This window comes from Arthrobacter sp. 2MCAF14 (assembly GCF_052115645.1).
Classification (GTDB): Bacteria; Actinomycetota; Actinomycetes; order Actinomycetales; family Micrococcaceae; genus Arthrobacter.
This window is the reverse complement of sequence record NZ_JBFRHB010000022.1, coordinates 36,618-57,055: the sequence shown is the minus strand read 5'-3', so window position 1 is coordinate 57,055 and position 20,438 is coordinate 36,618. Positions and strand designations below refer to the sequence as shown.

The 20,438-nt window shown below is 64.7% G+C and carries 17 protein-coding genes; 11 read left to right on the top strand and 6 right to left on the bottom strand.

The genetic code is table 11. The annotated features are described in order from the left end of the window. Positions 1 to 3 precede the first annotated feature (3 nt). The 5 genes from kdpA (at position 4) to AB4074_RS15340 (ending at position 7,807) form a co-directional block, all read left to right on the top strand. Positions 4 to 1,671 carry a potassium-transporting ATPase subunit KdpA gene (gene kdpA / locus AB4074_RS15360; protein ID WP_441414147.1) on the top strand — a complete coding sequence of 556 codons (1,668 nt, stop codon included), beginning with the start codon at positions 4 to 6 and terminating at the stop codon, positions 1,669 to 1,671. Beyond that, positions 1,668 to 3,806, top strand: coding sequence for a potassium-transporting ATPase subunit KdpB (gene kdpB, locus AB4074_RS15355; protein ID WP_441414146.1), 2,139 nt, complete (start codon positions 1,668 to 1,670; stop codon positions 3,804 to 3,806). Before kdpA ends, kdpB begins: the two co-directional genes overlap by 4 nt. Before the next feature lie 9 nt (positions 3,807 to 3,815). After that, positions 3,816 to 4,427 carry a K(+)-transporting ATPase subunit C gene (gene kdpC / locus AB4074_RS15350; RefSeq protein ID WP_441414145.1) on the top strand — a complete coding sequence of 204 codons (612 nt, stop codon included), beginning with the start codon at positions 3,816 to 3,818 and terminating at the stop codon, positions 4,425 to 4,427. 63 nt (positions 4,428 to 4,490) lie between these two features. Next, on the top strand, positions 4,491 to 7,133 hold the full coding sequence (locus tag AB4074_RS15345; protein WP_441414144.1) for an ATP-binding protein: 2,643 nt from the start codon (positions 4,491 to 4,493) through the stop codon (positions 7,131 to 7,133). Next, on the top strand, positions 7,130 to 7,807 hold the full coding sequence (locus tag AB4074_RS15340; protein WP_441414143.1) for a response regulator: 678 nt from the start codon (positions 7,130 to 7,132) through the stop codon (positions 7,805 to 7,807). Before AB4074_RS15345 ends, AB4074_RS15340 begins: the two co-directional genes overlap by 4 nt. Positions 7,808 to 7,816: 9 nt before the next feature. Here AB4074_RS15340 and AB4074_RS15335 read toward each other — a convergent pair whose 3' ends face one another. Continuing rightward, positions 7,817 to 9,691: an ABC transporter ATP-binding protein gene (locus tag AB4074_RS15335; RefSeq protein ID WP_441414142.1), complete on the bottom strand. Its 1,875-nt coding sequence runs from the start codon at positions 9,689 to 9,691 to the stop codon at positions 7,817 to 7,819. A gap of 100 nt (positions 9,692 to 9,791) precedes the next feature. Between AB4074_RS15335 and AB4074_RS15330 the strand changes: the two genes are divergently transcribed. The 3 genes from AB4074_RS15330 to AB4074_RS15320 all read left to right on the top strand — a co-directional run bounded on the left by AB4074_RS15330 (position 9,792) and on the right by AB4074_RS15320 (position 11,247). After that, a complete protein-coding gene (locus AB4074_RS15330; RefSeq protein ID WP_441414141.1) occupies positions 9,792 to 10,223 on the top strand; it encodes a MarR family winged helix-turn-helix transcriptional regulator in 432 nt (143 codons plus the stop codon). Positions 10,224 to 10,275: 52 nt separating this feature from the next. Continuing rightward, positions 10,276 to 10,818 carry a hypothetical protein gene (locus AB4074_RS15325; protein ID WP_441414140.1) on the top strand — a complete coding sequence of 181 codons (543 nt, stop codon included), beginning with the start codon at positions 10,276 to 10,278 and terminating at the stop codon, positions 10,816 to 10,818. A gap of 114 nt (positions 10,819 to 10,932) precedes the next feature. Continuing rightward, positions 10,933 to 11,247: a carboxymuconolactone decarboxylase family protein gene (locus tag AB4074_RS15320; protein ID WP_441414139.1), complete on the top strand. Its 315-nt coding sequence runs from the start codon at positions 10,933 to 10,935 to the stop codon at positions 11,245 to 11,247. A gap of 54 nt (positions 11,248 to 11,301) precedes the next feature. Here the strand turns inward: AB4074_RS15320 and AB4074_RS15315 are convergent, their stop codons facing one another. Next, positions 11,302 to 11,745: a hypothetical protein gene (locus AB4074_RS15315; protein WP_441414138.1), complete on the bottom strand. Its 444-nt coding sequence runs from the start codon at positions 11,743 to 11,745 to the stop codon at positions 11,302 to 11,304. 62 nt (positions 11,746 to 11,807) lie between these two features. Further along, on the bottom strand, positions 11,808 to 12,902 hold the full coding sequence (locus tag AB4074_RS15310) for a hypothetical protein (protein WP_441414137.1): 1,095 nt from the start codon (positions 12,900 to 12,902) through the stop codon (positions 11,808 to 11,810). 237 nt (positions 12,903 to 13,139) lie between these two features. Here AB4074_RS15310 and AB4074_RS15305 point away from each other — a divergent pair, with 237 nt between their 5' ends. Beyond that, the gene (locus AB4074_RS15305) at positions 13,140 to 14,081 is read left to right on the top strand and encodes an NAD-dependent epimerase/dehydratase family protein (protein WP_441414136.1); all 942 of its coding nucleotides are present in this window, start codon (positions 13,140 to 13,142) and stop codon (positions 14,079 to 14,081) included. Between the two features lie 267 nt (positions 14,082 to 14,348). On the opposite strand, the gene AB4074_RS15300 is transcribed toward AB4074_RS15305, so the two are convergent. The 3 genes from AB4074_RS15300 to AB4074_RS15290 form a co-directional block, all read right to left on the bottom strand. After that, entirely contained in the window at positions 14,349 to 15,200 is an 852-nt protein-coding gene (locus tag AB4074_RS15300) for an alpha/beta fold hydrolase (protein WP_441414168.1), read from the bottom strand. A 135-nt stretch (positions 15,201 to 15,335) separates the two neighbouring features. Continuing rightward, positions 15,336 to 16,040, bottom strand: a complete 705-nt coding sequence (locus AB4074_RS15295) for an alpha/beta fold hydrolase (RefSeq protein WP_441414135.1) — start codon at positions 16,038 to 16,040, stop codon at positions 15,336 to 15,338. A gap of 74 nt (positions 16,041 to 16,114) precedes the next feature. Next, entirely contained in the window at positions 16,115 to 18,034 is a 1,920-nt protein-coding gene (locus AB4074_RS15290) for an FAD-binding monooxygenase (protein WP_441414134.1), read from the bottom strand. Positions 18,035 to 18,256: 222 nt separating this feature from the next. On the opposite strand from AB4074_RS15290, the gene AB4074_RS15285 reads away from it, so the two are divergent. Both AB4074_RS15285 and AB4074_RS15280 read left to right on the top strand, forming a co-directional pair. Next, positions 18,257 to 19,723: a fumarylacetoacetate hydrolase family protein gene (locus tag AB4074_RS15285; protein ID WP_441414133.1), complete on the top strand. Its 1,467-nt coding sequence runs from the start codon at positions 18,257 to 18,259 to the stop codon at positions 19,721 to 19,723. Further along, on the top strand, positions 19,716 to 20,390 hold the full coding sequence (locus AB4074_RS15280; protein WP_441414132.1) for a GntR family transcriptional regulator: 675 nt from the start codon (positions 19,716 to 19,718) through the stop codon (positions 20,388 to 20,390). The genes AB4074_RS15285 and AB4074_RS15280 overlap by 8 nt, the downstream gene beginning before the upstream one ends. Positions 20,391 to 20,438 lie beyond the last annotated feature (48 nt).

Genomic DNA, 20,438 nt, shown 5'->3' with positions numbered 1-20,438 from the left:
CGGATGGCTTTCAGCATTGCCTCCTTCGTCACCCAGGTGGCCGTCCTGCTCTTGCTGTTGGTCTTAGCGCACAAGCCGCTGGGCGTCTACCTTGCCCGGGTGTTTGAGGGCAAGAAGTCAACCCGGGTGGAGAGGCTGTTCTACCGGATGGCCGGGGTGGACCCGGACGCCGAGCAAAGATGGTCCATCTACCTGCGCAGCGTGCTGGTCTTCTCGGCAGTGTCCATCCTGACGGTGTTCCTGCTCCAGCGGCTCCAAGGCGTGCTGCCCGGAAGCAATTCCCTGCCTGGCGTGGATCCGTGGACGGCCATGAACACGGCCATCTCCTTCGCGACGAACACCAATTGGCAGACGTACGTTCCGGAAGCCACCATGGGCATCTTCGTGCAGATGTGCCTGCTGGCAGTGCAGAACTTCCTCTCTGCCGCCGTCGGAATCGTGGTAGTGGTCGCCCTGATCCGCGGCATCGCGCGGACCCGGACGGACAGGCTGGGGAATTTCTGGGTGGACTTGGCCCGCACCTCGTTCCGTGTACTGCTTCCGATGGCTGCGCTCGCGGCCATTGTGATGGTGATCGGCGGTGTTGTGCAGAATTTCTGGTCCACCGACGTCGTGAACCAGGCAACAGGTGTCACCCAGACCATCCCGGGCGGTCCGGTAGCGTCCCAGGAAGCCATCAAAATCCTGGGAACCAACGGCGGCGGCTACTTCAATGCCAACTCCGCCCACCCGTTCGAGAACCCGAACGTCTTCATCAGCATGTTCGAAGTCTTCCTGATCCTGCTCATCCCCTTTGCTCTGCCGTACGCCTATGGCCGCATGGTGGGGGACCAACGGCAGGGCTACACGGTAGCCGCTGTCATGGGTACGCTCTGGCTGAGCTCCACCGCCCTGATGGGCTGGGCCGTTGCCGGCGCGCAAGGGACGGCAACCGCAGTGGCAGGCGGTCTGGGCGAGGGCTTCGAGCAGCGCTTCGGCGCGGCCCAGAGCTCAATCTTTGCCACGGCCACCACGCTGACGTCCACGGGAGCCGTCAACGTCGCCCACGATTCCCTGCCGCCCCTGGCCGGTGGAGTCGCCATGGTGAACATGATGCTCGGCGAAGTGGCCCCCGGCGGCACGGGATCAGGGCTCTATGGCCTGCTCATCCTTGCGATCGTCTCCGTGTTCATTGCCGGGCTGATGGTGGGCCGCACCCCGGAATTCCTGGGCAAGAAAATCGGGCCCCGGGAAATGAAGCTCGCGGCCATGTACATCCTGGTGACGCCCACCGTGGTTCTGGCCCTCGCCGGGATCACGGTCCTTCTTCCGGACGCCGTGGCCAATGCACCTGCCTCGGGACCGCACCAGTTCAGTGAAGTGCTCTACGCGTTCACCTCCGGCGCGAACAACAACGGCTCGGCGTTCGGCGGGATCACCACCTCCGCACCGTATCTGTCGGTGATGATGAGCCTTGCCATGCTGCTGGGCCGCTACCTGCCTATCGTGCTGGTGCTTGCCCTGGCAGGTTCCCTGGCTAAACAACCCAAGATCCCGGCGTCGTCCGGCACTGTCCCGACCCACGGCTGGCTCTTCGGTTCTCTCTTGCTCGGCGTCACAGTCATCATGACCGCCTTGAGCTACTTCCCGGCCCTCGCCTTGGGCCCCCTCGCAGAAGGACTCCTCAAATGACCCGGTCCAACACGGCATTAGCCTCGGACACCGCCGCCCAGACCTACGCAGACGGAAATCCCCTCGGTACTCCGGGGGAGCACAAGCACCACACCAAGGCCCCGGCCAAGCTGGATCTTGCCAGTATCCGGACCGCCCTGCCGGTCGCAGTTCGGAAACTGGGACCACGCCAGATGATCCACTCTCCCGTGATGTTCACCGTGCTGGTAGGGGCGGCTCTCTGCACGGCCATTTGCCTTCTCAAGCCGGCGGCGTTCGGCATCTCGGTGACAATCTGGCTCTGGCTGACGGTGTTCTTCGGCACCTTGTCCGAGGCCATCGCAGAGGGCCGCGGCAAGGCCCAGGCAGATAGCCTCCGGGCCAGCAGGAAAGGTGTTGTTGCCCGGCTTCGGCTGGAGGATGGCACCCTCAAGGAAGTGCCGGGAACGGACCTGCGGAAGAACGACGTCGTCATTTGCGAAGCCGGGGACGTCATCCCCTCCGATGGTGAGATCATCGAAGGCCTGGCGAGCGTGGACGAATCCACCATCACCGGTGAATCGGCACCCGTCATCCGTGAGTCGGGCGGCGACCGCTCGTCGGTGACTGGCGGCACCAAGGTCCTTTCGGACCGCATCGCGGTTCGCATCACGGCTGAGGCGGGCGAAACGTTCATTGACCGGATGATCAAGCTCGTGGAAGGTGCCGTTCGGCAAAAGACACCCAACGAAATCGCCCTCCACGTACTCCTTGTCTCCCTGACCATCGTGTTCCTGGCAGTCACTATGAGTTTGGCGCCGTTCGCTTCCCTGCCGGGGGCAACGCCATCGCCGATCGTGCTGGTGGCGCTGCTCGTCTGCCTGATTCCCACGACCATCGGGGCGCTCGTGCCGGCCATCGGCATCGCAGGCATGGACCGCCTGGTGCAGCACAACGTCCTGGCCACCTCCGGCCGCGCCGTGGAAACCGCCGGGGACATCACCACGCTCCTGCTGGACAAGACCGGCACCATCACCTACGGCAACCGACGCGCGGTCAACTTCTTCCCCGCCAACAACGTCGACCGGACCGAACTCATCGAAGCGGCACGGCTCTCCAGCCTGGCCGATGAGACGCCGGAGGGACGTTCGATCATTGAGCTCGCGCGTGAAAAGGGTGTCAGCGGCCCTGACCTGGCTACTCTCCTGAAGACCTCGGAAGACTTCGCCGTTGTCGAGTTCAGCGCCAGCACCCGCATGAGCGGCCTGGACCTGGACGGGCGGAAGATCCGCAAGGGCGCCGCCGCCGCCGTCGCCAAATTCGTCGCGGACGCCGGCGGACACACCCCGGCCGAGGTGGACCACAAGGTGCAGGAAATCTCCGCCCAGGGCGGCACGCCACTGTTGGTGGCCGGCGTCGGGGACGACGGCGGAGCCCGGGTCCTGGGCACCATTCACCTGGCCGATGTGGTCAAGCCGGGCATGCACGCCCGCTTCGCCGAACTGCGGCGGATGGGCATCAGGACGGTCATGATCACCGGTGACAACCCCATCACGGCCAAGGCGATCGCCGCCGAAGCCGGGGTGGATCACTTCGTCGCCGAAGCCACCCCGGAAGACAAGATGGCCGTGATCAAGGAAGAACAGGCCGAAGGACGGCTCGTCGCCATGACCGGCGACGGCACCAACGATGCCCCCGCGCTGGCTGCGGCGGATGTCGGCGTCGCCATGAACTCAGGTACTCCGGCTGCTAAGGAAGCCGCCAACATGGTGGACCTGGATTCGGATCCCACCAAGCTCATCAACATTGTGGGCATCGGCAAACAGTTGCTCATCACCCGCGGCGCGCTGACCACGTTCTCGGTGGCGAACGACGTCGCAAAGTACTTCGCGATAGTCCCGGCGCTGTTCACGGCCGTATTTCCGGGGCTTGGCCGCATGAACATCATGGGCCTGGCCTCGCCTTCGTCGGCCATCCTGTCCGCCGTGATCTTCAACGCCTTGATCATCATCGCCCTGGTGCCGCTCGCCCTGCGCGGCGTCAAGTACCGGGCTGTCTCGGCGAACCAGGCGCTCGCCAGGAACCTGGCCATCTACGGCCTCGGCGGACTCGTGGCACCTTTCATCGGGATAAAGCTCATCGACCTGCTCATTTCCCTCATCCCCGGCATCGGCTAGGAGACAACCATGAACACCCTTCCCGGCTACCTTCGCCAAGCAGGAACGGCCTTGCGGTTCCTGCTCCTGGCCACCGTGGTCCTTGGATTGATCTACCCATTGGCGATTTTCGGTATCGGCCAGGCCGTTGCACCCTTCCAAGCCAATGGCTCCATCGTGAGGGACTCGGCCGGTAAGCCCGCCGCTTCCGCCCTGATTGCGCAAGTCTCCGCCAACGACGCCGGCGCCCAGAACCCGCTGTGGTTCCACGCCCGCCCTTCGGCGGCCAAGTGGGACCCGGGGGCGTCAACCGCCAGCAACCTGGGACCCAACGATCCCAAACTGCTCGACGCCGTCAAAGCCAACCGTGCCGCCGTTGCCGCCGCGGAAGGGGTCGAGGAGTCCGACGTCCCCGCCGACGCCGTGACGGCGAGTGGTTCCGGTCTGGACCCGCAGATCTCGGTGGCCTACGCTCGGCTCCAGGTGCCGAGGGTGGCCAAGGCGCACGGGCTGAGTCCTGAAGCCGTGCAGGCCATGGTGGACCGCCGCACAGTCACCGGACTCGAGGCCTTCCTGGGGCAGCCGTCCGTCAACGTCACGGAGCTGAATCTGGACATAGCCGCAGCGGTGCCGGCCAAATGAGCGCAGCCCGGGCCCGGATCCGCGCGGGCAACCGGCGCGTTCAACAAGTGAAAGAATGACCACATGGCACGGGCAACGCTGCGCATTTTCCTCGGGGCAGCCCCGGGAGTAGGGAAGACCTACGCCATGCTTGAAGAGGCCCACCGGCTCCGCGGGCGCGGTGAAGATGTAGTGGTGGCCTTCGCCATGGATCATGGGCGCAGCGACACCCGGGCCTTGATGGATGGACTGGAAGTCATTCCACCGCACAGCATCGCGTACCGGGATACCAGCTTTGAAGAGATAGACGTCGACGCGGTCCTGGCACGTAAGCCGCGCACCGCCGTCGTCGATGAATACGCTCACTCGAATATCCCAGGAAGCCGAAATCCCAAGCGTTGGCAGGACGTCGAGGAACTGCTCGACGCCGGTATCAACGTCCTCTCCACCGTCAACGTGCAGCATCTGGCTTCCCTCGGTGACGTCGTGAGTGCCATCACCGACGTCCGGCAGGCGGAGACAGTGCCTGACGACGTCGTGCGGCGTGCGGACCAGATCCACCTTGTGGACATCTCACCGGAGCTGTTGCGGCAACGGCTGGGCGACGGCAAAATCTATTCGGCGGACAAGATCGACGCAGCCCTTTCCAACTATTTCCGGATGGGCAACCTGACGGCATTACGGGAGCTGGCCCTGCTGTGGCTGGCCGATCGCGTGGACGAAGGGCTCGCGAAGTACCGTTCGGAACAGGGGATCGAGGCGAGCTGGCCAGCCCGCGAACGCATAGTCGTCGGCCTCACAGGCGGCCCTGAAGGAGAAGTCCTCGTCCGCCGCGCCGCCCGGATCCTCAAGCGCGTCAACGGCGGCGACTTGCTCGCGGTGCATGTCCGCGCCGCCGATGGCGTGGCGTCGGAATCTCCGCATGCGTTGGAATCCCAGCGCCTTTTGGTGCGGGATTTGGGCGGCAGTTACCACACGGTGGCGGGGGAGGATCCGGCCAAGGCCTTGCTGGACTTCGCCCGCAGCGTGAACGCGACGCAGATCGTCGTCGGGATTTCCCGACGCCGGAGCCTCGTCGCCCGGCTGACCGGCCGGGGGATCGGCAACCGGGTGGTCCGTGACTCCGGCGATATTGACGTGCACATGGTCTCGCATCCGCTAGGTGGGCGGGGCGTCGACCGTCGGCGGCAGCGGGACCTTGGCCGCACCAGGGTGGTCGTCGGGTTTGCCATGGCTGTGGTCCTTCCGGTTCTTTTGCAGCTCCTGCTGGCCGCGAGCCCTTCGCACAGCATCGCGACGGCGGTGCTCCTCCAGCTCACGGGCTCGGTTGCCGTGGCGCTGGTCGGCGGGTTGTGGCCCGCCCTGCTCGGTGCCCTGTGGAGCAGCCTGTTGGTGAACTTCTTCTCCATACCGCCCGTGGGAACCCTGACCATCAGCGACCCCGAGAACATCCTCGCGTTGCTCGTCTTCGTGGGCGTTTCAGCCGCAGTGGCGGCCGTCGTGGACGTATCGGCCAGGCGTTCCAAGGAAGCTGCCCGTGCCCGTGCCGAGGCCACCACCCTGGGTGACCTCACGCGGGGGGCATCGAGCGCCGAGGACACTGTCGAGGGACTCTTGAAGCAAGCGCTGGACGTGTTCCAGATGCGCGGTGCCGCGTTGTTCAAGGCGGGGGGCCTGGCTGGCGCGGGGACCGGCGGCTGGCGCCTCGTCGCGAAGGCCGGAGAGGCCGCACCACTACTGCCCGACGGCGGCGAAAACACCGAACAGATCGACGCCGGAACCCGGCTGGTCCTGTCCGGCCGCATCCTGCCAGCCAGCGACCGCCGGTTGCTCAGCGCCTTCGGAGCGCACCTTTCGGCCCAGCTCGAGCGGCGACAACTGGCAGCCAGCCGACGGGAGGTCATGCGCTTGGCCGAGAGCAACACCATGCGAACCTCCATCCTGCGCGCCGTCTCCCACGATTTGCGGACTCCGTTGGCCGGGATCAAGTTGGCCGTGGGCGGCTTGCGGCAAAGCAACGTCCATTACACGCCCGAGGAGGAACAGGAACTGCTGGCAACCATCGAGGAATGCTCGGACAGGCTCGACGTCCTCGTGGGGAACCTCCTGGACATGTCCCGCATCACCTCGGACTCGGTGAACGCCCTCATTCGCCCGGTGCGCTGGTACGAAGTGATTCCGACCGCCCTCCATGGCATACCGCCGGGCCGGGTGCGCGTCGACCTGCCGGGAAACATGCCGGAGATCGACGCCGACTCCGGAATGCTGGAACGCGTCATTGCCAACATCGTGGAGAACGCCATCAAGTACGCTCCGGATTCCGATGTTGTGCTGGTGGGAGCCGCGGGTGGCTTCAGTTCATCCACCTTGGACGGGAGGCCGTCGGGGGAACTGCGCATCATCGACCACGGCCAAGGTGTTCCCGCCGAAAGCGTGGTGAGGATGTTCCAGCCATTCCAGCGGCTCAACGACGTCCCTTCCACCACCGGGGTTGGCTTGGGGCTCGCCGTGGCGAAGGGATTCACGGAAGCGATGGGAGGAACGCTCACCGCGGAAGCGACTCCGGGCGGTGGCCTGACCATGGTCATTCGGCTTCCGCTGTCCACAGGGGTCGCGTTCCCGCACGAGGAGGCGCAAGCTCCCATGGAAGCGCAATCGGTTCTTTTGCAGCGCCGCCATGTGCCGCCGTCGGGCAGCCCTGAGAGCGCCTCCGGGGAGGCGAGATGAGCAACGTCCTGGTAGTGGACGACGATCCCCATATCGTCAAGGCCTTGCGGATTACGCTCCAAGCGCACGGTTACACCGTGGCCACTGCGTCCGACGGCGAATCGGCCTTGCGCTCTGCAGCCCAGCACCCGGTGGGCGTCTTGATCCTCGACCTGGGTCTGCCGGACATCGACGGAACCACGGTCATCACCCGCTTGCGTGAGTGGAGCAGCGTGCCCATCCTGGTCCTCTCCGCCCGGCACGGCTCCGACGACAAGGTTGAAGCCCTGGACGCCGGTGCGGACGACTACATCACCAAGCCCTTCGGGCTCGACGAGCTGCTGGCGCGTCTCCGGGCGATCCTGCGGCGCACGTCGGATCCAGGCGATGAACCGCCGGTGCTGGTCACTGAATCATTCACTGCGGATTTGGCCATGAGACGCGTGACGCGCGACGGCGAAGACGTCCGGCTGACGCCGACCGAGTGGCGGATCCTGGATCTCTTCGTGCGGAATCCCGAGAAGCTGATCACCCAGCAGCAGCTCCTCAGCGAGGTCTGGGGGCCGGCCTACGCCAAGGAAGCCAACTACCTGCGCGTGTACATGGCCCAGCTCCGCCGGAAACTGGAACCGGAGCCCGGGAACCCGCGCCACCTGATCACCGAGGTCGGGATCGGGTACCGTTTCATGCCGTGAGGCGGGCGTTTAGGCTGTCATGGCGTGATCTTCAAACTCCAGGCTCCCCCGGGCCTCGGCGAGCCGCGCATACGCGCCGCCGGAATTGCGAAGCTCGGCGGGCGTTCCGAACTCCACGATCGCACCCCCAGAGAGGACCGCCAGCTGATCGGCCTTCTCCACGGTGGAAAGCCTGTGGGCGATGGTGAGCGTAGTCCTGCCAACCGCGAGCCGGTCGAGCGCCGCCTGGACGTGGGCCTCGGTGGCGTTGTCCAGGGCGGAGGTGGCCTCGTCGAGGACCAGCACCTTGGGATTGCGCAGTATGGTTCGGGCAATGGCCAGGCGCTGCTGTTCTCCGCCGGAGAACCGGTGGCCGCGGGCGCCGACCATGGTGTCCAGGCCGTCGGGCAAGCTTGCGATCAGGTCCGCGATCTGCGCGGAGGCCAGCGCGTTCCACAGCACCGCGTCGTCCGCTCCGGGCGCCGCCAGCAGCAGGTTTTCCCGGATGGTGTCGTGAATCAAATACGTCTCCTGTGACACGACACCAACGATTTTCGTCAAGTCCTCCGGGGCGATGTCGCGCACGTCTACTCCGTCAATGGTGATCCGTCCGGCGGTGGCGTCATGGAGGCGCGGGACGAGCGAGCCCAGCGTCGATTTCCCGGAGCCCGTGGGTCCCACGATTGCGGTGCTGGTGCCGGCCGGAAGCGTGAGGTCGATGCCGTGCAGGACTTCAGTGCCGCCGTCGTACGCGAAACTGACCCCCTCGAAGCGGACCTCGCCGCGTACTGCGGCCGGATCCAGTGGGACGGGCCGCGCCGGGGCAGTGATCTCGGGAGCCAAGTCCAGGTACTCAAAGATGCGGCTGAACAGGGCCATCGCCGTGACCCATTGGACGCCGAGGTCCAGCAGGCTCATGACGGGGCGGAAGATGGCGCCCTGCAGCGCGGTGAACGCCACGAGCGTGCCGATGGTCATGCCGCCGCTCGTGACGGGCAGTCCGGCGGTCAGGTAAATCAGCGCCGGAATGGCCGAGAAGATGATGCCCATCGTGGACATGCGCCAGCGGCCGGCCAACTGGGATCGCATCTCCAGGCCGATGAGCCGTTTGGAGCTTTCCGTGTAGCGGTGGGCGTCTCGCTTGGTGGTTCCGAGGGTTTTGGAGAGCCGGACGCCAGACACTGACAGCCCTTCCTCGACCTGCGTGTTCATGGTGGCCAGTTCGCTCTGCAGCGTGGACGTGATGTTGCGCCGGAGCAGGGCCACCCGGCGGGTGAACCAGACCGCCGGCGGGATCACTATCAGGGACAGGAGCGAGAGCCCGGGCGAAATGGCCACCATCGCGATGGCGGTGGCAATGGCAGTGGTCAGGTTGGAGGCAACTCCGGTGGCGGTGGAGGTGATGACCTGCTGCAGGCCGGAAATGTCGTTGTTCAACCGCGATTGCACCTCGCCGCTGCGGGTCCGGGTAAAGAATCCCAGTGATTGCTGCTGTAGGTGCGTGAACAGTCGCGTGCGCAGGGTATGCATGATCTTCTGGCCCATGCCCGTGGTCATCCAGGTTTGCAGCACGCCAATAAGCGCGGTTCCGGCGGCTACGGCGATCAATCCGGCGGCCAGCCATGCGAGAAGCGGCAGATCCTTGCTGGGCAGCGCGACGTCGATGATGTGGCGGACCAGGAACGGCTGCGCCAGGCCGATGATGCTGGAAGCGCTGATGAGAAGCACGACGGCGGCAATGGTCACTTTGTGCGGCGTGAACAGCCCGGCGATCCGTTTGAGGCGCACGGGATGCTGTTTCAGCTGGGTGCGGTCGGCAGGATTGAGGCGGGCGGGGCCGCGGCCGGGACTTCGGGCTCCAGCGCCCGGTCGATGAGGATTTTGGGTGAGGATATTCTCCGTCATAAGCACCACCTCCAGTGGCGAGCGGGGCGCGGGAATCGCGCCTACTAATGCAGAGGTTACCTCACTATGTGGTTACTGGTCAAATTGCTAGACTGGCAGCATGCACTCACAGCCCTCTGATTCTGCCGACCTCGGCGATCTCTTCCATGCCGCTTTCCGGGGGCTGCGCCGGACCTGGGCCGAGCAGCTCTCGCCCTGGGAGCTGACGCCGCACCAGTGGCGGGCTCTCATGACGCTGATGCGCCCGGCGCCCGGGGATCCGATGCGACTGAAGGACCTGGCGGAAAGGCTGCGCATTGCGCCGCGTTCGGCCACGGAAGTGGTGGATCAGCTGGAGGTCAAAGGCCTCGTCCGTCGTGATCCGGACCCCACGGACCGGAGGGCCACCCTTGTCGCCGCCACACAAACCGGGCAGCAGCTCTTCGCGAAGGTCAGCGCCGAACGGCGCGGCAAGTCCTCCGAGTACTTTGCCCGGCTGAGCGCAGAGGATCGCGCCGAGCTGGCCCGGATTCTGGGGCAGCTCAGGGATTGAAGCTTGCGCCCCTTCCCTCCCAAGTTGCCGCGGAGTAGGTAGAGTCGAAGCCATGACTCGCCGGAAGGTTCCAGTTGCCCTCGTCGCGCTCCCTTTCGCGTTGTGCCTAATCGCACTTGCGCCCGCGGAGACTGCAGGGGCCGCAAGCTGTGATTCGCAAGGCCTTCTAGGTGTGGTTGGCATGTGCTCTCCCGGCAACTCCCCATCTCCTCGGCCGACGGGCAAAGCAACGCCGTCCGCCACGGCCAGCCCGCCGGTACAACCGCAACCCCAGCCGGATCCCGGCGTCGCGGTTCCTCCTGGTGGCGCTTCGACGCCCTCGCCGGCGGTGACCGCCGAACCGGCACCCGCCCAGGTGGCGCCACCTGCCACAACCGTCGCTGCAGTGCCTTCGCCGATCGTGTCCAGCCCGAGCCCCTCGACGCAAAATTCAGCCTCGGCGGTGGCCGCCGCCCGGATCGACCCCGGCTCGCCCGCACAGAGCGACCATCCCGTCGCTCCAACCGTCTCTGTGGCTGGAATCCTGGTGGCCTTCGGCGGAACCCTGATTGCAGCGGGCGGAGTGGTGGGCCTCAGAAGATATCCGCCGCTCTGATCCCGGACCCCGGAGTTCATCGGGAAACAGGTAATAGCGGACCCTGCCTCATTCCGATGTGCGTTCCTAGGATTGAAAGCGAGTAGACAAGCTTTCACGGAAGAGGAGAACCACATGACTGAACAATCGCGTGCCCAGCAACTCGTCGGAGACATCTCGCCCAAACTTGCCTCCCTGACCGACGACGTTCTCTTCGCTGACGTCTGGGAACGGCCCGAACTGGCCAAGCGGGACCGGAGCCTCATTACCGTTGCCTGTCTCGTGACGAGCGGCAGCACCGAACAGCTTTTCGGGCACCTGCGTCTTGCGAAGGCCAACGGACTGAGCGAGGCCGAATTGAGCGAGGCGATTACGCACCTGGCGTTCTACGCGGGCTGGCCGAAAGCGATGTCCGCCATGGCGGTCGCCAAGCAGGTGTTTGCCGAGTAGCCGAATTCACGTCCGGGGGCGCTTTGCGCCTCCGGTCCCGGTTACTGCGCGAACTCAGGCCTGTGGCGTTTGCCCTTGGAGGGAGGCGATCTGTGCACGCGCGGCCGCGATGAGCTCCTCGTTCGTGTTGGCGTGGCCGTTGAGGCCCCAGCCGCCGTCGGGGGCTTCCGTGAGGAGGACCCAGGTTCGATCGGGCAGTGTTGGATCCGCGGCCGCCGTCGCGACGAGCGCCGTGAGCTGTTCGACCAGAGCGAGCCGCTTTTCGCGGTTCAGCGCGCCCGCGTTCGTGAGCACCTGGACGCGCACGTAGTTGCTGTCGCCGTCGACATTCGACAGATCCCCCTCCGGGAGTTCATGGATGAATGCCGCCGTGTTCTTGCGGAACATCGGGATATCTGGCACCTGCTCCACCCGCATCACCGTCGACGCCAGATCAACGGCGAGCTGGTGTTTGTCGGCAAAGGTCCCTGTCGTGGCGTACACGTCGATCATGGGCATGACGCTTCTCCTCTTCGATGTGGGTCAACGGTCATTTGTTGTGCCATCCTTGCACCCTGCAGTCACCGTGTCTTCCTCTGGGCAATCATTTGCGGGTCGTCCGGCTTGACGTCCTTGGAAGTGCGGTTCTTCGGCCGGTGCGGCATGATCGGTTCGGACGCGAAGCGCCGTGGGCCACTCCACATTGATGGCGGGGCGTCGATCGCGTAGGCAAGGGCGTATGCGACTTTTTCGTAGTTGACGCGCCAGCCCCTGAAATGGGGCCAGGCTTGCTCCGCCGTCACCTCAATCGGGTAGTCGACAGTCCGCATGAGCTCCACGGCCGCTTGAAAATCTTCAAAAGTCACGTCGAGTTCGGAATCGGGATCGGGGTCTTCCTCGACCGGGATACGAATAGCCCGCGCCACCTGATTCAGGCAGGTGAACCCCATCCGCAGGACCAGCCGCGCGCGGGTGCTTGGGGCAGACCCCGGACTCAGGGAAAGCTGCAACGCGGCCGCGTCCATGACGCTGAGGAGGGAGTTGAGCCAGTTCGATTGCGGTGAAGGTGAACGGAACCATACCAACGTGAGGTAGGTGCTGTGTGATTCGGCCACATCTGCGGCCCACCGCTCCCACCTTTGGTAGAGCTCGCTGAGCTCGCTGGTGCTGGTTTGGGCGGCCATCCCGAACCGCGTGCGCACCAGAAGCTCCGGTCCCCATGAGGGTGAGCCCGCCCTCGAAACCAGGAGCGTTACTTCCGCCTCCCGCCTGTTGAAGGCCGCATAGAGTGTTGGCAGGTAACCGATCTGCAAAGCGATCACGATCAACCCGGTATAAGCGGCTACGTAAACCAACACCGTGTTGCCGACATTCGATGGAGCAGCGTAGCCAAGCGTGAACATTGCCGAGCCGGCCTCGCTTGCGGCTTGCCAGAGATCACCGTCGACGAAGGGAAGAAGGAGGAGACTGAACGACAAGTCGAACACGATCACCCAAACCAGCAGGCGGACGAACAGCGCCATGGGAGACTGCCAGGCAAGGATCCGATCACGTACTTCGTACGAGGTGAGGGGCTTTGTGATGACAAAGAAGATTTTCGCAGTGACCAAATGGGTCACCCGTGAAAGGTTGCTGTGCAGCGGACGTGGCACGATCAGCGTTCCGATCACACTCATCCAGTTCAGGAGCAACCCAAGCAACCCGACTGAAAAACACGCCCACACTATTACTGTCAATGCGCTCTTTCGACATTGTTGGACACCAATTCAGCTACTGACCACCGGTAGGGACAAAGCTGGTGAGGCTCGTATCATTCATTCCACCCTCGGATCTTGTCAAGGGTGACGAGCTGCGTCGTGCTTAGGCGCGACCCCACCAGCAAAGCATCGCAGGAGAGTTAAGGAGAAACCATCGTGGCAAACCATCTCATCCTCGGCGCGGGACTCGTAGGCGCGACGCTCGCGAGGCAGCTCTCCGCCCGCGGCGATCAGATAACCCTCGGCACGCGTAGCGGCACTACGGTCCCTGGGGCGACTCCCGTGAAACTGGACGCGAGCAACTCGGCCGAGGTGACAAAGGCTGCGCGCGGAGCCGCCACGATCTTCGTTTGCACAAACCCGCCTTACACCAACTGGGTAGCCGACTGGCCGCCGACCTTCGACGCCGTGATCACTGCGGCCCGTGACTCCGGGTCCGCGCTTGTGCTCATGGGTAACCTCTATGCGTACGGGCAGCCGGCCGGCCCGATGACCGAGCACTCACAGCTCGCCACTACCGAGAAAAAGGGCCTGGTACGCAGGGCGGGTTGGGAGAAAGTGCTCGCCGCACACGAACGCGGTGATATCCGGGCCGTGGAGGTTCGGGCCAGCGACTACTTCGGTCCTGGCGCTGCGGGGATGTCGACACACCTCGGCGGTGGTTTTTTCGAACCGCTCTTGGCCTCGAAGACGGCGCGCGTCGTTGGGTACCCGGCACTCGAGCACAGTTGGAGCTTCCTTCCCGATATCGCCGCGACGGCGATCGCTGCTGCAGACCACACGGGCGATTGGGGGCGTGCCTGGCATGTGCCGAGTGCGTCCGTCCCGCGCACGGAAATCGTGCGGCAGGTAAATGAGCGGTGGGGCGTGAATGGCCGGGTCGCCTCGATCCCGCAATGGTTTCTCAGCGCTCTCGGCGCAGTCGTTCCCATGATGCGCGAGATCTCAGCCTCAAGCTACCAATTCACGATGCCATTCGTGGTCGACTCCACGGAGACGCAGAAGATGCTGGGCGTTACGGCAACACCCTGGGACGAAGCGCTGGAGGTCACGGTGGACAGCTACCGCAAGCCTCCAGCGAGCAGCTCTACCAGCTAAGGCAGGCAAGGTCGCTCTCTACGGAGTTGCTCTGGGTGTGGGGGTTACCCTCTTCCGGGACGGCAACCTGTGGTTCTACATACCCGCCGCCATCGTCCTGGCCAGCGTCGGCCTAGCCGCAGCCTTCCGCGAACTGCGCGCATGAGCCTTTCCGCGGAACATCCCCGTCATAGGCTCAATGAGCTCATCCATTCACCGATGCGCTTTTCCATTATGGCGGCGTGCTCTCGTTCCTGTTCGACCCCGGCGGCGGTGACTGTGCCGGCCTCAAAGCAAAGCAGCGATGTCCTCGACCGCTTGTGTCAAAGCAGCAATGGATGACGGACCTCCGTGCCCTTCGTCCTCGATCACGATGAGTCGGCTTGAATTCCAGCCCTGGTGCAGACGCCAAGCGGTGACGACAGGGCCGCTGACGTCCCGTCTGCCATGAATGAGGTACGCGGGAATGCCGTTGAGTTCGTGAATTCGAGGGATGAGCTCTTGTCCTTCGACAAGGAATCCGTCGTTGGCCCAGTAGTGCGTCACGAGGAGTGCGAACGTCATGCGCTCTTGCTCGTCTTCAAACAGCGGGCCAGGAAGCCAGTTGGGGTCCAGCGAGACGTGGGTGGATTCCCACCGATCCCAAGACAGGGCTGCACGTCGGGCGTCTTCGCGATCGTGGCCCGCCAGCCGGCGAGCATAAGCGTCGATCACGCGTTCTTCCGGTTCCGCGTTGGCCGCCTCTGCAAAATCGGCCCACGCTTCAGGAAAAATGCGCCCGACGTCTTCTGTGATCCACTGGATCTCTTCACGGCTGCTTGTTGTCACTGCGACCAGTGCGATACCGAGGACCCGGGTGGGATGCTCCCGCGCATAGGCAAGGGCAAGAGTACTGCCCCAAGATACGCCCGTGACGATCCACTCTTCTATGCCTAGATGCTGCCTTACGGCCTCGATATCTTGGATCAAGGCACGAGTTGTATTCTCGGAGAGGTGGTCCAAGTCGTCCTGAACGATGGGAGTGCTTTTCCCGCAACCGCGTTGGTCCAGGCCAATAATGAGGAATCGACTCGGGTCGTGTCGCTTACGATAGCCACCCCGTCCGAGCGACCCGCCCGGGCCCCCGTGAAGGTAAAGCACCGGAATGCCAGCAGGCTCCCCGGTGGCCTCCCAATAAATGTTGGCGTTGGGCACCGCCACCCAACCGTTTCTCGTCCTGAATTGTTCGTCCCCCACCCCTCAACAGTATTGGACTTAGGCGCTAGATCGACAGCCCTAACGCCTCCGGTCAACCGCCGCAAGAATTGCTTTCCCGAGCTCTATCGGCTTGGTGAACTGGGGCCAGTGTCCGGTGGGCAGATCCATGAATTCGACGTCGTTGATGCGCGCGAGCTCGGCCACGAAGGGGTGGCCGGATTCGATCCATTCGCCGAGCAGGCTGGAGGGGAACTCGCACGCGATGATGGTGGCGGGGACGTCGTAACGGCGAACATCGTGCAAGCGCTGCTTATCTGTGGTGACGTTCTTTGGTTCCGGGATGGCGCGTGCGCGGAAGGCGGCCCGCAGCTCCTCGTTGAGGTCCACGAGATCCTCATTTTCGAAAAGCTCCCATGGTGGCAAGGGCACGGCATCGCCCTCGACTGGCAGTTCGTCGTTGATGACGCCGCCCTCGCCGAGCGGGCCGCTATCTACGTAGACCGCCCGGACCACGCGGTCCGGGCGGGCGTCGACGGCTCCGTGGATGATGGCACCTCCGCCCGAGTGGCCGACCAGTACTACGGGATTGCCAACGGCGTCGACCGCCGCCACTACTGCTTCGATGTGATCCCTGAGGCCGATGCCTGACCTCGGGGCGTCAACAGCTTCCAGCCCGGGCAGCGTGAGCGGGTGGACCGTATGCCCTGCAGCAACGAGCGGCGGCGTGACCTCCGACCATGAAGAAGCGTCCAACCAGAATCCGGGAACCATGATGATGTCCATGCCGGTACCCTACGACGGGCCACCGACAGAATGAACCCTTGCGTTGGTCCCGCACGCCGGAACGCGCCAACAGCTCACACTGCCGCGGTCCGTCCCGATCGCAGGAGAGGCGCGAAGAACGCGGCGAGTTCCGCCGTCGCGGTCAAGGGCAACACGTTCGCCACGTACTGGTCCGGCCGCACCACCACCACGACGCCGCCGCGGTCGAGGCCGCGCAGCTCGAAGATGTCAGTCGAAGGATCGGTGCCGTAGACGTTCTCAAGGTACGTCAGCTTGAACGGTCCCACCTGCGGCTTGAATGCCTCCGGCACCGCCCCGATGTCGACGCTCGTGTGTTCCTGCTGGTAGATCACCTTCACGTCGAACCATGCGTCACGGTCGGCGCCCGACGGCGTTGCGGCCAGCGGCGAGTCCGGCGAGTTCGCGATCCACTCGGCAAAGTCGACGACCGGCGAGGTTCCCACCTTTGCCGTTCCGGCAGCTTCGCTTGCGTCCGCGAAGACGTAGACGCGCCAGCGTCCGTCCGCCTTGGCCTGGTGACCGAGTTGCACCGGGTTGGTGTCGCAGACGCGCACTACCGGCGCGGACTTGAAGCGCTTGCCGATGGTGAATCCCGTGGCCAGGCCTTGGTGCGTGGGCTCGGCGATGAGCGGCGAGGGGGCGTAATGGGTCATGAAACCGGCAGGGAACTCTGCCGTGCTCACATAGAAGTTCTCCAGCTCGGTGGGGTCCTCAAATTCCTCGGGCTTCTTCGCCATGAGCGTGGACCACTCTTTGTCGAAGTCGATGAGGTTCTTCGCAACGACTTGGCGCTCGGCCGAGTACGTGGACAGGAGGCTCTCCGGGCTGCGGCCTTCGAGCACGTGCCCGAGCTTCCAGGCCAGGTTGAACCCGTCCTGCATGGAGACGTTCATGCCCTGGCCGGCCTTCGCGCTGTGGGTGTGGCAGGCATCGCCGGTAATGAAAACGCGTGGCGTGCGGGTGCCCTGCTCGTCCGGGAGAACGTCGTCGAACCGGTCGGTGAGGCGGTGGCCCACTTCGTAGACGCTGTGCCAGGCGACGTTGCGCACATCGAGAGTGTAGGGGTGGAGGATGTCGTTGGCTTTGGCGATGATCTGCTCGATCGTGGTGCTGCGCACGGAGCGGTTGTCATTCCGGTCCACCTCGCCGAGGTCGACGTACATACGGAAGAGGTGGCCGCCTTCGCGCGGAATCAGCAGGATGCTACCGCCGGTGCCGGACTGGATGGCGCATTTCGTGCGGATATCAGGGAAGTCCGTGACGGCAAGGACGTCCATGACTCCCCACGCGTGGTTGGCTTGGTCGCCGGCGAGCGTGCAGCCGATCGACTCCCGCACCTTGCTCCGGGCGCCATCCGCCCCCACGACGTACTTGGCCCGGACAACGCGCTCCTGGCCTTCGTTGGGTCCGGCGGTGTGGAGAAGGGTAACCGTGACGGGGTAGTCGCCCTCACCGCTGACCTCGAGGCCGCGGAACTCGTATCCGTAGTCGGGAGTCATGCGGGTAGGGGAGTTTGCCATGAATTCGGCGAAGTAGTCGAGCACGCGCGCCTGATTGACGATGAGGTGCGGGAATTCGCTGATGTCTCCTGTCGGATCGTCGAGGGCGCGGGCGGTCCGGATGATGCGCGAGGGATCCGCGGGGTCCGGCTTCCAGAACGCCATCTCGGTGATCCGGTACGCCTCGGCAATGATCCGCTCGGCGAAACCGAAGGCCTGGAAGGTCTCCACGCTCCGGGCCTGGATCCCGTCGGCCTGACCGATCGCGAGCCTCCCGGGGCGGCGCTCCACGATACGGGTTGTGACGCCCGGGAACTGGGACAATTGCGCGGCGGCGAGCATGCCGGCGGGTCCGCTGCCCACGATGAGCACGTCGACCTCGTCGGGAAGATCAGTGGGCCTGTCGATGCCGACGCCGGCGGCCGCTTGGACCCGCGGGTCGCCGGACACATAACCGTGGTGGTGGAACTGCATGAGCTTTCCTCACTTCATCGTGTGGGTTGTTCAATTATAGAACTATGAATTCTTTATTTGAACCCAGAATTGGATTCATACTGTACGGCAGGCGTGGCGGGGGTTACAAGGATGCAGGGGCCTGCCTGGATCCGGAGCTTGTTTCGAAAGCGGGGGTTGACGCCCAGAAGCTCCCGGGTCATAGTTATCGTATACGATTTCGTACTCGATGAGGAGTAAATCTTGGAAAAGGTCACCGACCATATCCTGGCCGCGGCCCGCAAGGTCATCGCGGTGCATATCAACTACCCCAGCCGGGCGGCCCAGCGCGGCCGTACGCCGGAGCAGCCGTCATACTTCCTGAAGCCTTCGTCGTCCCTTGCTCTCGGCGGCTCAACAGTAGAACGACCGGCTGGCTGTGAACTCCTCGGGTACGAGGGCGAGATCGCGCTGGTCATCGGCAAGCCCGCCCGCCGCCTACGCCTCGAGGACGCCTGGAGTCACGTCGAGTGGGTCACGGCCAGCAACGACCTGGGCGTCTATGACCTCCGGTACGCGGACAAGGGCTCGAACCTCCGCTCCAAGGGCGGCGACGGCTTCACCCCGGTGGGCCCCGCGCTCATCCCGGCCGCCGACGTCGACCCCACCGGACTGCGCATCCGCACCTGGCACAACGGCGAACTCGTCCAGGACGACACCACCGAGGACTTGCTGTTCCCGTTCGCGCGCCTCGTCGCCGACCTCTCCCAGCTCCTCACCCTCGAACCCGGCGACATCATCCTGACCGGCACCCCGGCCGGCGCCTCCGTCGCCCAGCCCGGCGACGTCGTCGAGGTTGAAGTCACCGGCGGCGGGCTCAGCTCGGGTCGTCTCACCACCACCGTGACCGAGGGTACGACGGCGTTCGCGGACTTCGGTGCCCGGCCCAAGACCGATGACACCCAGCGGGAGGAAGCATACGGTTCCCGCGAAGCAGCGGGCCTGCCGCCCCTGGAAAATCCGGCGCCCGTCCTCACGCCGGAGCTGAAGAAGAAACTCGAGTCCGTCGCCACGGCCACCCTGTCCAGTCAGTTGCGCAAGCGCGGGCTGAACAACGTGAGCATCGACGGGCTGCAGGCCACCCGACCGGACCGTCGCGTCGTCGGGCTCGCCCGGACTTTGCGTTATGTTCCCAACCGCGAGGACCTTTTCACGACCCACGGCGGCGGCTTCAACGCCCAGAAACGGGCCATCGACTCCGTCAACGAAGGCGAAATCCTGGTGATGGAAGCCCGCGGCGAAAAGGGCACCGGGACGGTCGGCGACATACTCGCCCTGCGTGCCCAGATGCGCGGTGCCGCGGCCATCATCACCGACGGCGGTGTCCGCGACTACTCCGCGGTGGCAGGACTGGACATGCCCACCTACTTCGCCAACCCGCACCCCGCCGTGCTGGGCCGCCGGCACATCCCGTGGGACACCGACATCACCATCGCCTGCGGCGGAGCCACCGTCCAGCCCGGGGACATCATCGTGGCCGACTCGGACGGCATCCTGGTGATCCCGCCGGCCATCGCCGGGGAGTTGGTGGATGAGTGCATCGAGCAGGAGAGGGAAGAATCCTTCATCTTCGAGATGGTCAAGCAGGGCAACAGCGTGGACGGTTTGTATCCGATGAATGCGCAGTGGCGTGCACGCTACCAGGAGTGGGAAGGAACCCAAGGTGACTGAAACCGCCGTCGGGAGCAAGTCCGAGCAGGCCTATGCGGCCGTCAAAGCGCGCATTGTCGAGGGCACCTACACGCCGGGGTACCGGCTGGTGCTGGCCAAGATCGCCGAGGACCTGGGCGTGAGCGTGGTTCCCGTCCGGGAGGCGATCCGCCGCCTGGAGGCCGAGGGGCTCGTAAAGTTCGAGCGCAACGTCGGCGCCACGGTCTCCGGGATCGATCCGACCGAGTACCTGTACACGATGCAGACTTTGAGCATCATCGAAGGAGCCGCGACGGCGTTGTCCGCACCGCTGATCGATTCCGTGGCGATTGCCCGGGCCCGTGCGGTCAACGCCGAGATGCGCGACTGCCTGGAGCATTTCGACCCGGTCCGCTTCACGGCGTTGAACCAGGATTTCCACAGCGTGCTCTTTGAACACTGTCCCAATCCGCACATCCTTGACCTCGTCCACCGGGGCTGGAACCGGCTCGCCTCGATCAGGGCGTCGACGTTCCGCTTCGTCCCCGGCCGCGCGCAGGAATCCGTGAAAGAGCACGAGGCGCTGCTTCAGCTCATTGAAAGCAACGCCGACGCCGACACCATCGAACAAGCCGCCCGCCGGCACCGCAGCGCCACCCTCGACGCCTACCTCGCACAAAGCAACGCGGGGTCACTTAGCGCCCATTAAGCGGTTCAACATAGGCCGTAAATGACCCCGCGTTGCAATAGCAAAGGA

Coding starts and splice junctions, on each gene's coding strand:
- kdpA (WP_441414147.1), top strand. CDS start 4: ATGGCTTTCAGCATTGCCTCCTTCGTCACCCAGGTGGCCGTCCTGCTC.
- kdpB (WP_441414146.1), top strand. CDS start 1,668: ATGACCCGGTCCAACACGGCATTAGCCTCGGACACCGCCGCCCAGACC.
- kdpC (WP_441414145.1), top strand. CDS start 3,816: ATGAACACCCTTCCCGGCTACCTTCGCCAAGCAGGAACGGCCTTGCGG.
- AB4074_RS15345 (WP_441414144.1), top strand. CDS start 4,491: ATGGCACGGGCAACGCTGCGCATTTTCCTCGGGGCAGCCCCGGGAGTA.
- AB4074_RS15340 (WP_441414143.1), top strand. CDS start 7,130: ATGAGCAACGTCCTGGTAGTGGACGACGATCCCCATATCGTCAAGGCC.
- AB4074_RS15335 (WP_441414142.1), bottom strand. CDS start 9,691: ATGACGGAGAATATCCTCACCCAAAATCCTCATCGACCGGGCGCTGGA.
- AB4074_RS15330 (WP_441414141.1), top strand. CDS start 9,792: ATGCACTCACAGCCCTCTGATTCTGCCGACCTCGGCGATCTCTTCCAT.
- AB4074_RS15325 (WP_441414140.1), top strand. CDS start 10,276: ATGACTCGCCGGAAGGTTCCAGTTGCCCTCGTCGCGCTCCCTTTCGCG.
- AB4074_RS15320 (WP_441414139.1), top strand. CDS start 10,933: ATGACTGAACAATCGCGTGCCCAGCAACTCGTCGGAGACATCTCGCCC.
- AB4074_RS15315 (WP_441414138.1), bottom strand. CDS start 11,745: ATGCCCATGATCGACGTGTACGCCACGACAGGGACCTTTGCCGACAAA.
- AB4074_RS15310 (WP_441414137.1), bottom strand. CDS start 12,902: ATGAGTGTGATCGGAACGCTGATCGTGCCACGTCCGCTGCACAGCAAC.
- AB4074_RS15295 (WP_441414135.1), bottom strand. CDS start 16,040: ATGGACATCATCATGGTTCCCGGATTCTGGTTGGACGCTTCTTCATGG.
- AB4074_RS15290 (WP_441414134.1), bottom strand. CDS start 18,034: ATGCAGTTCCACCACCACGGTTATGTGTCCGGCGACCCGCGGGTCCAA.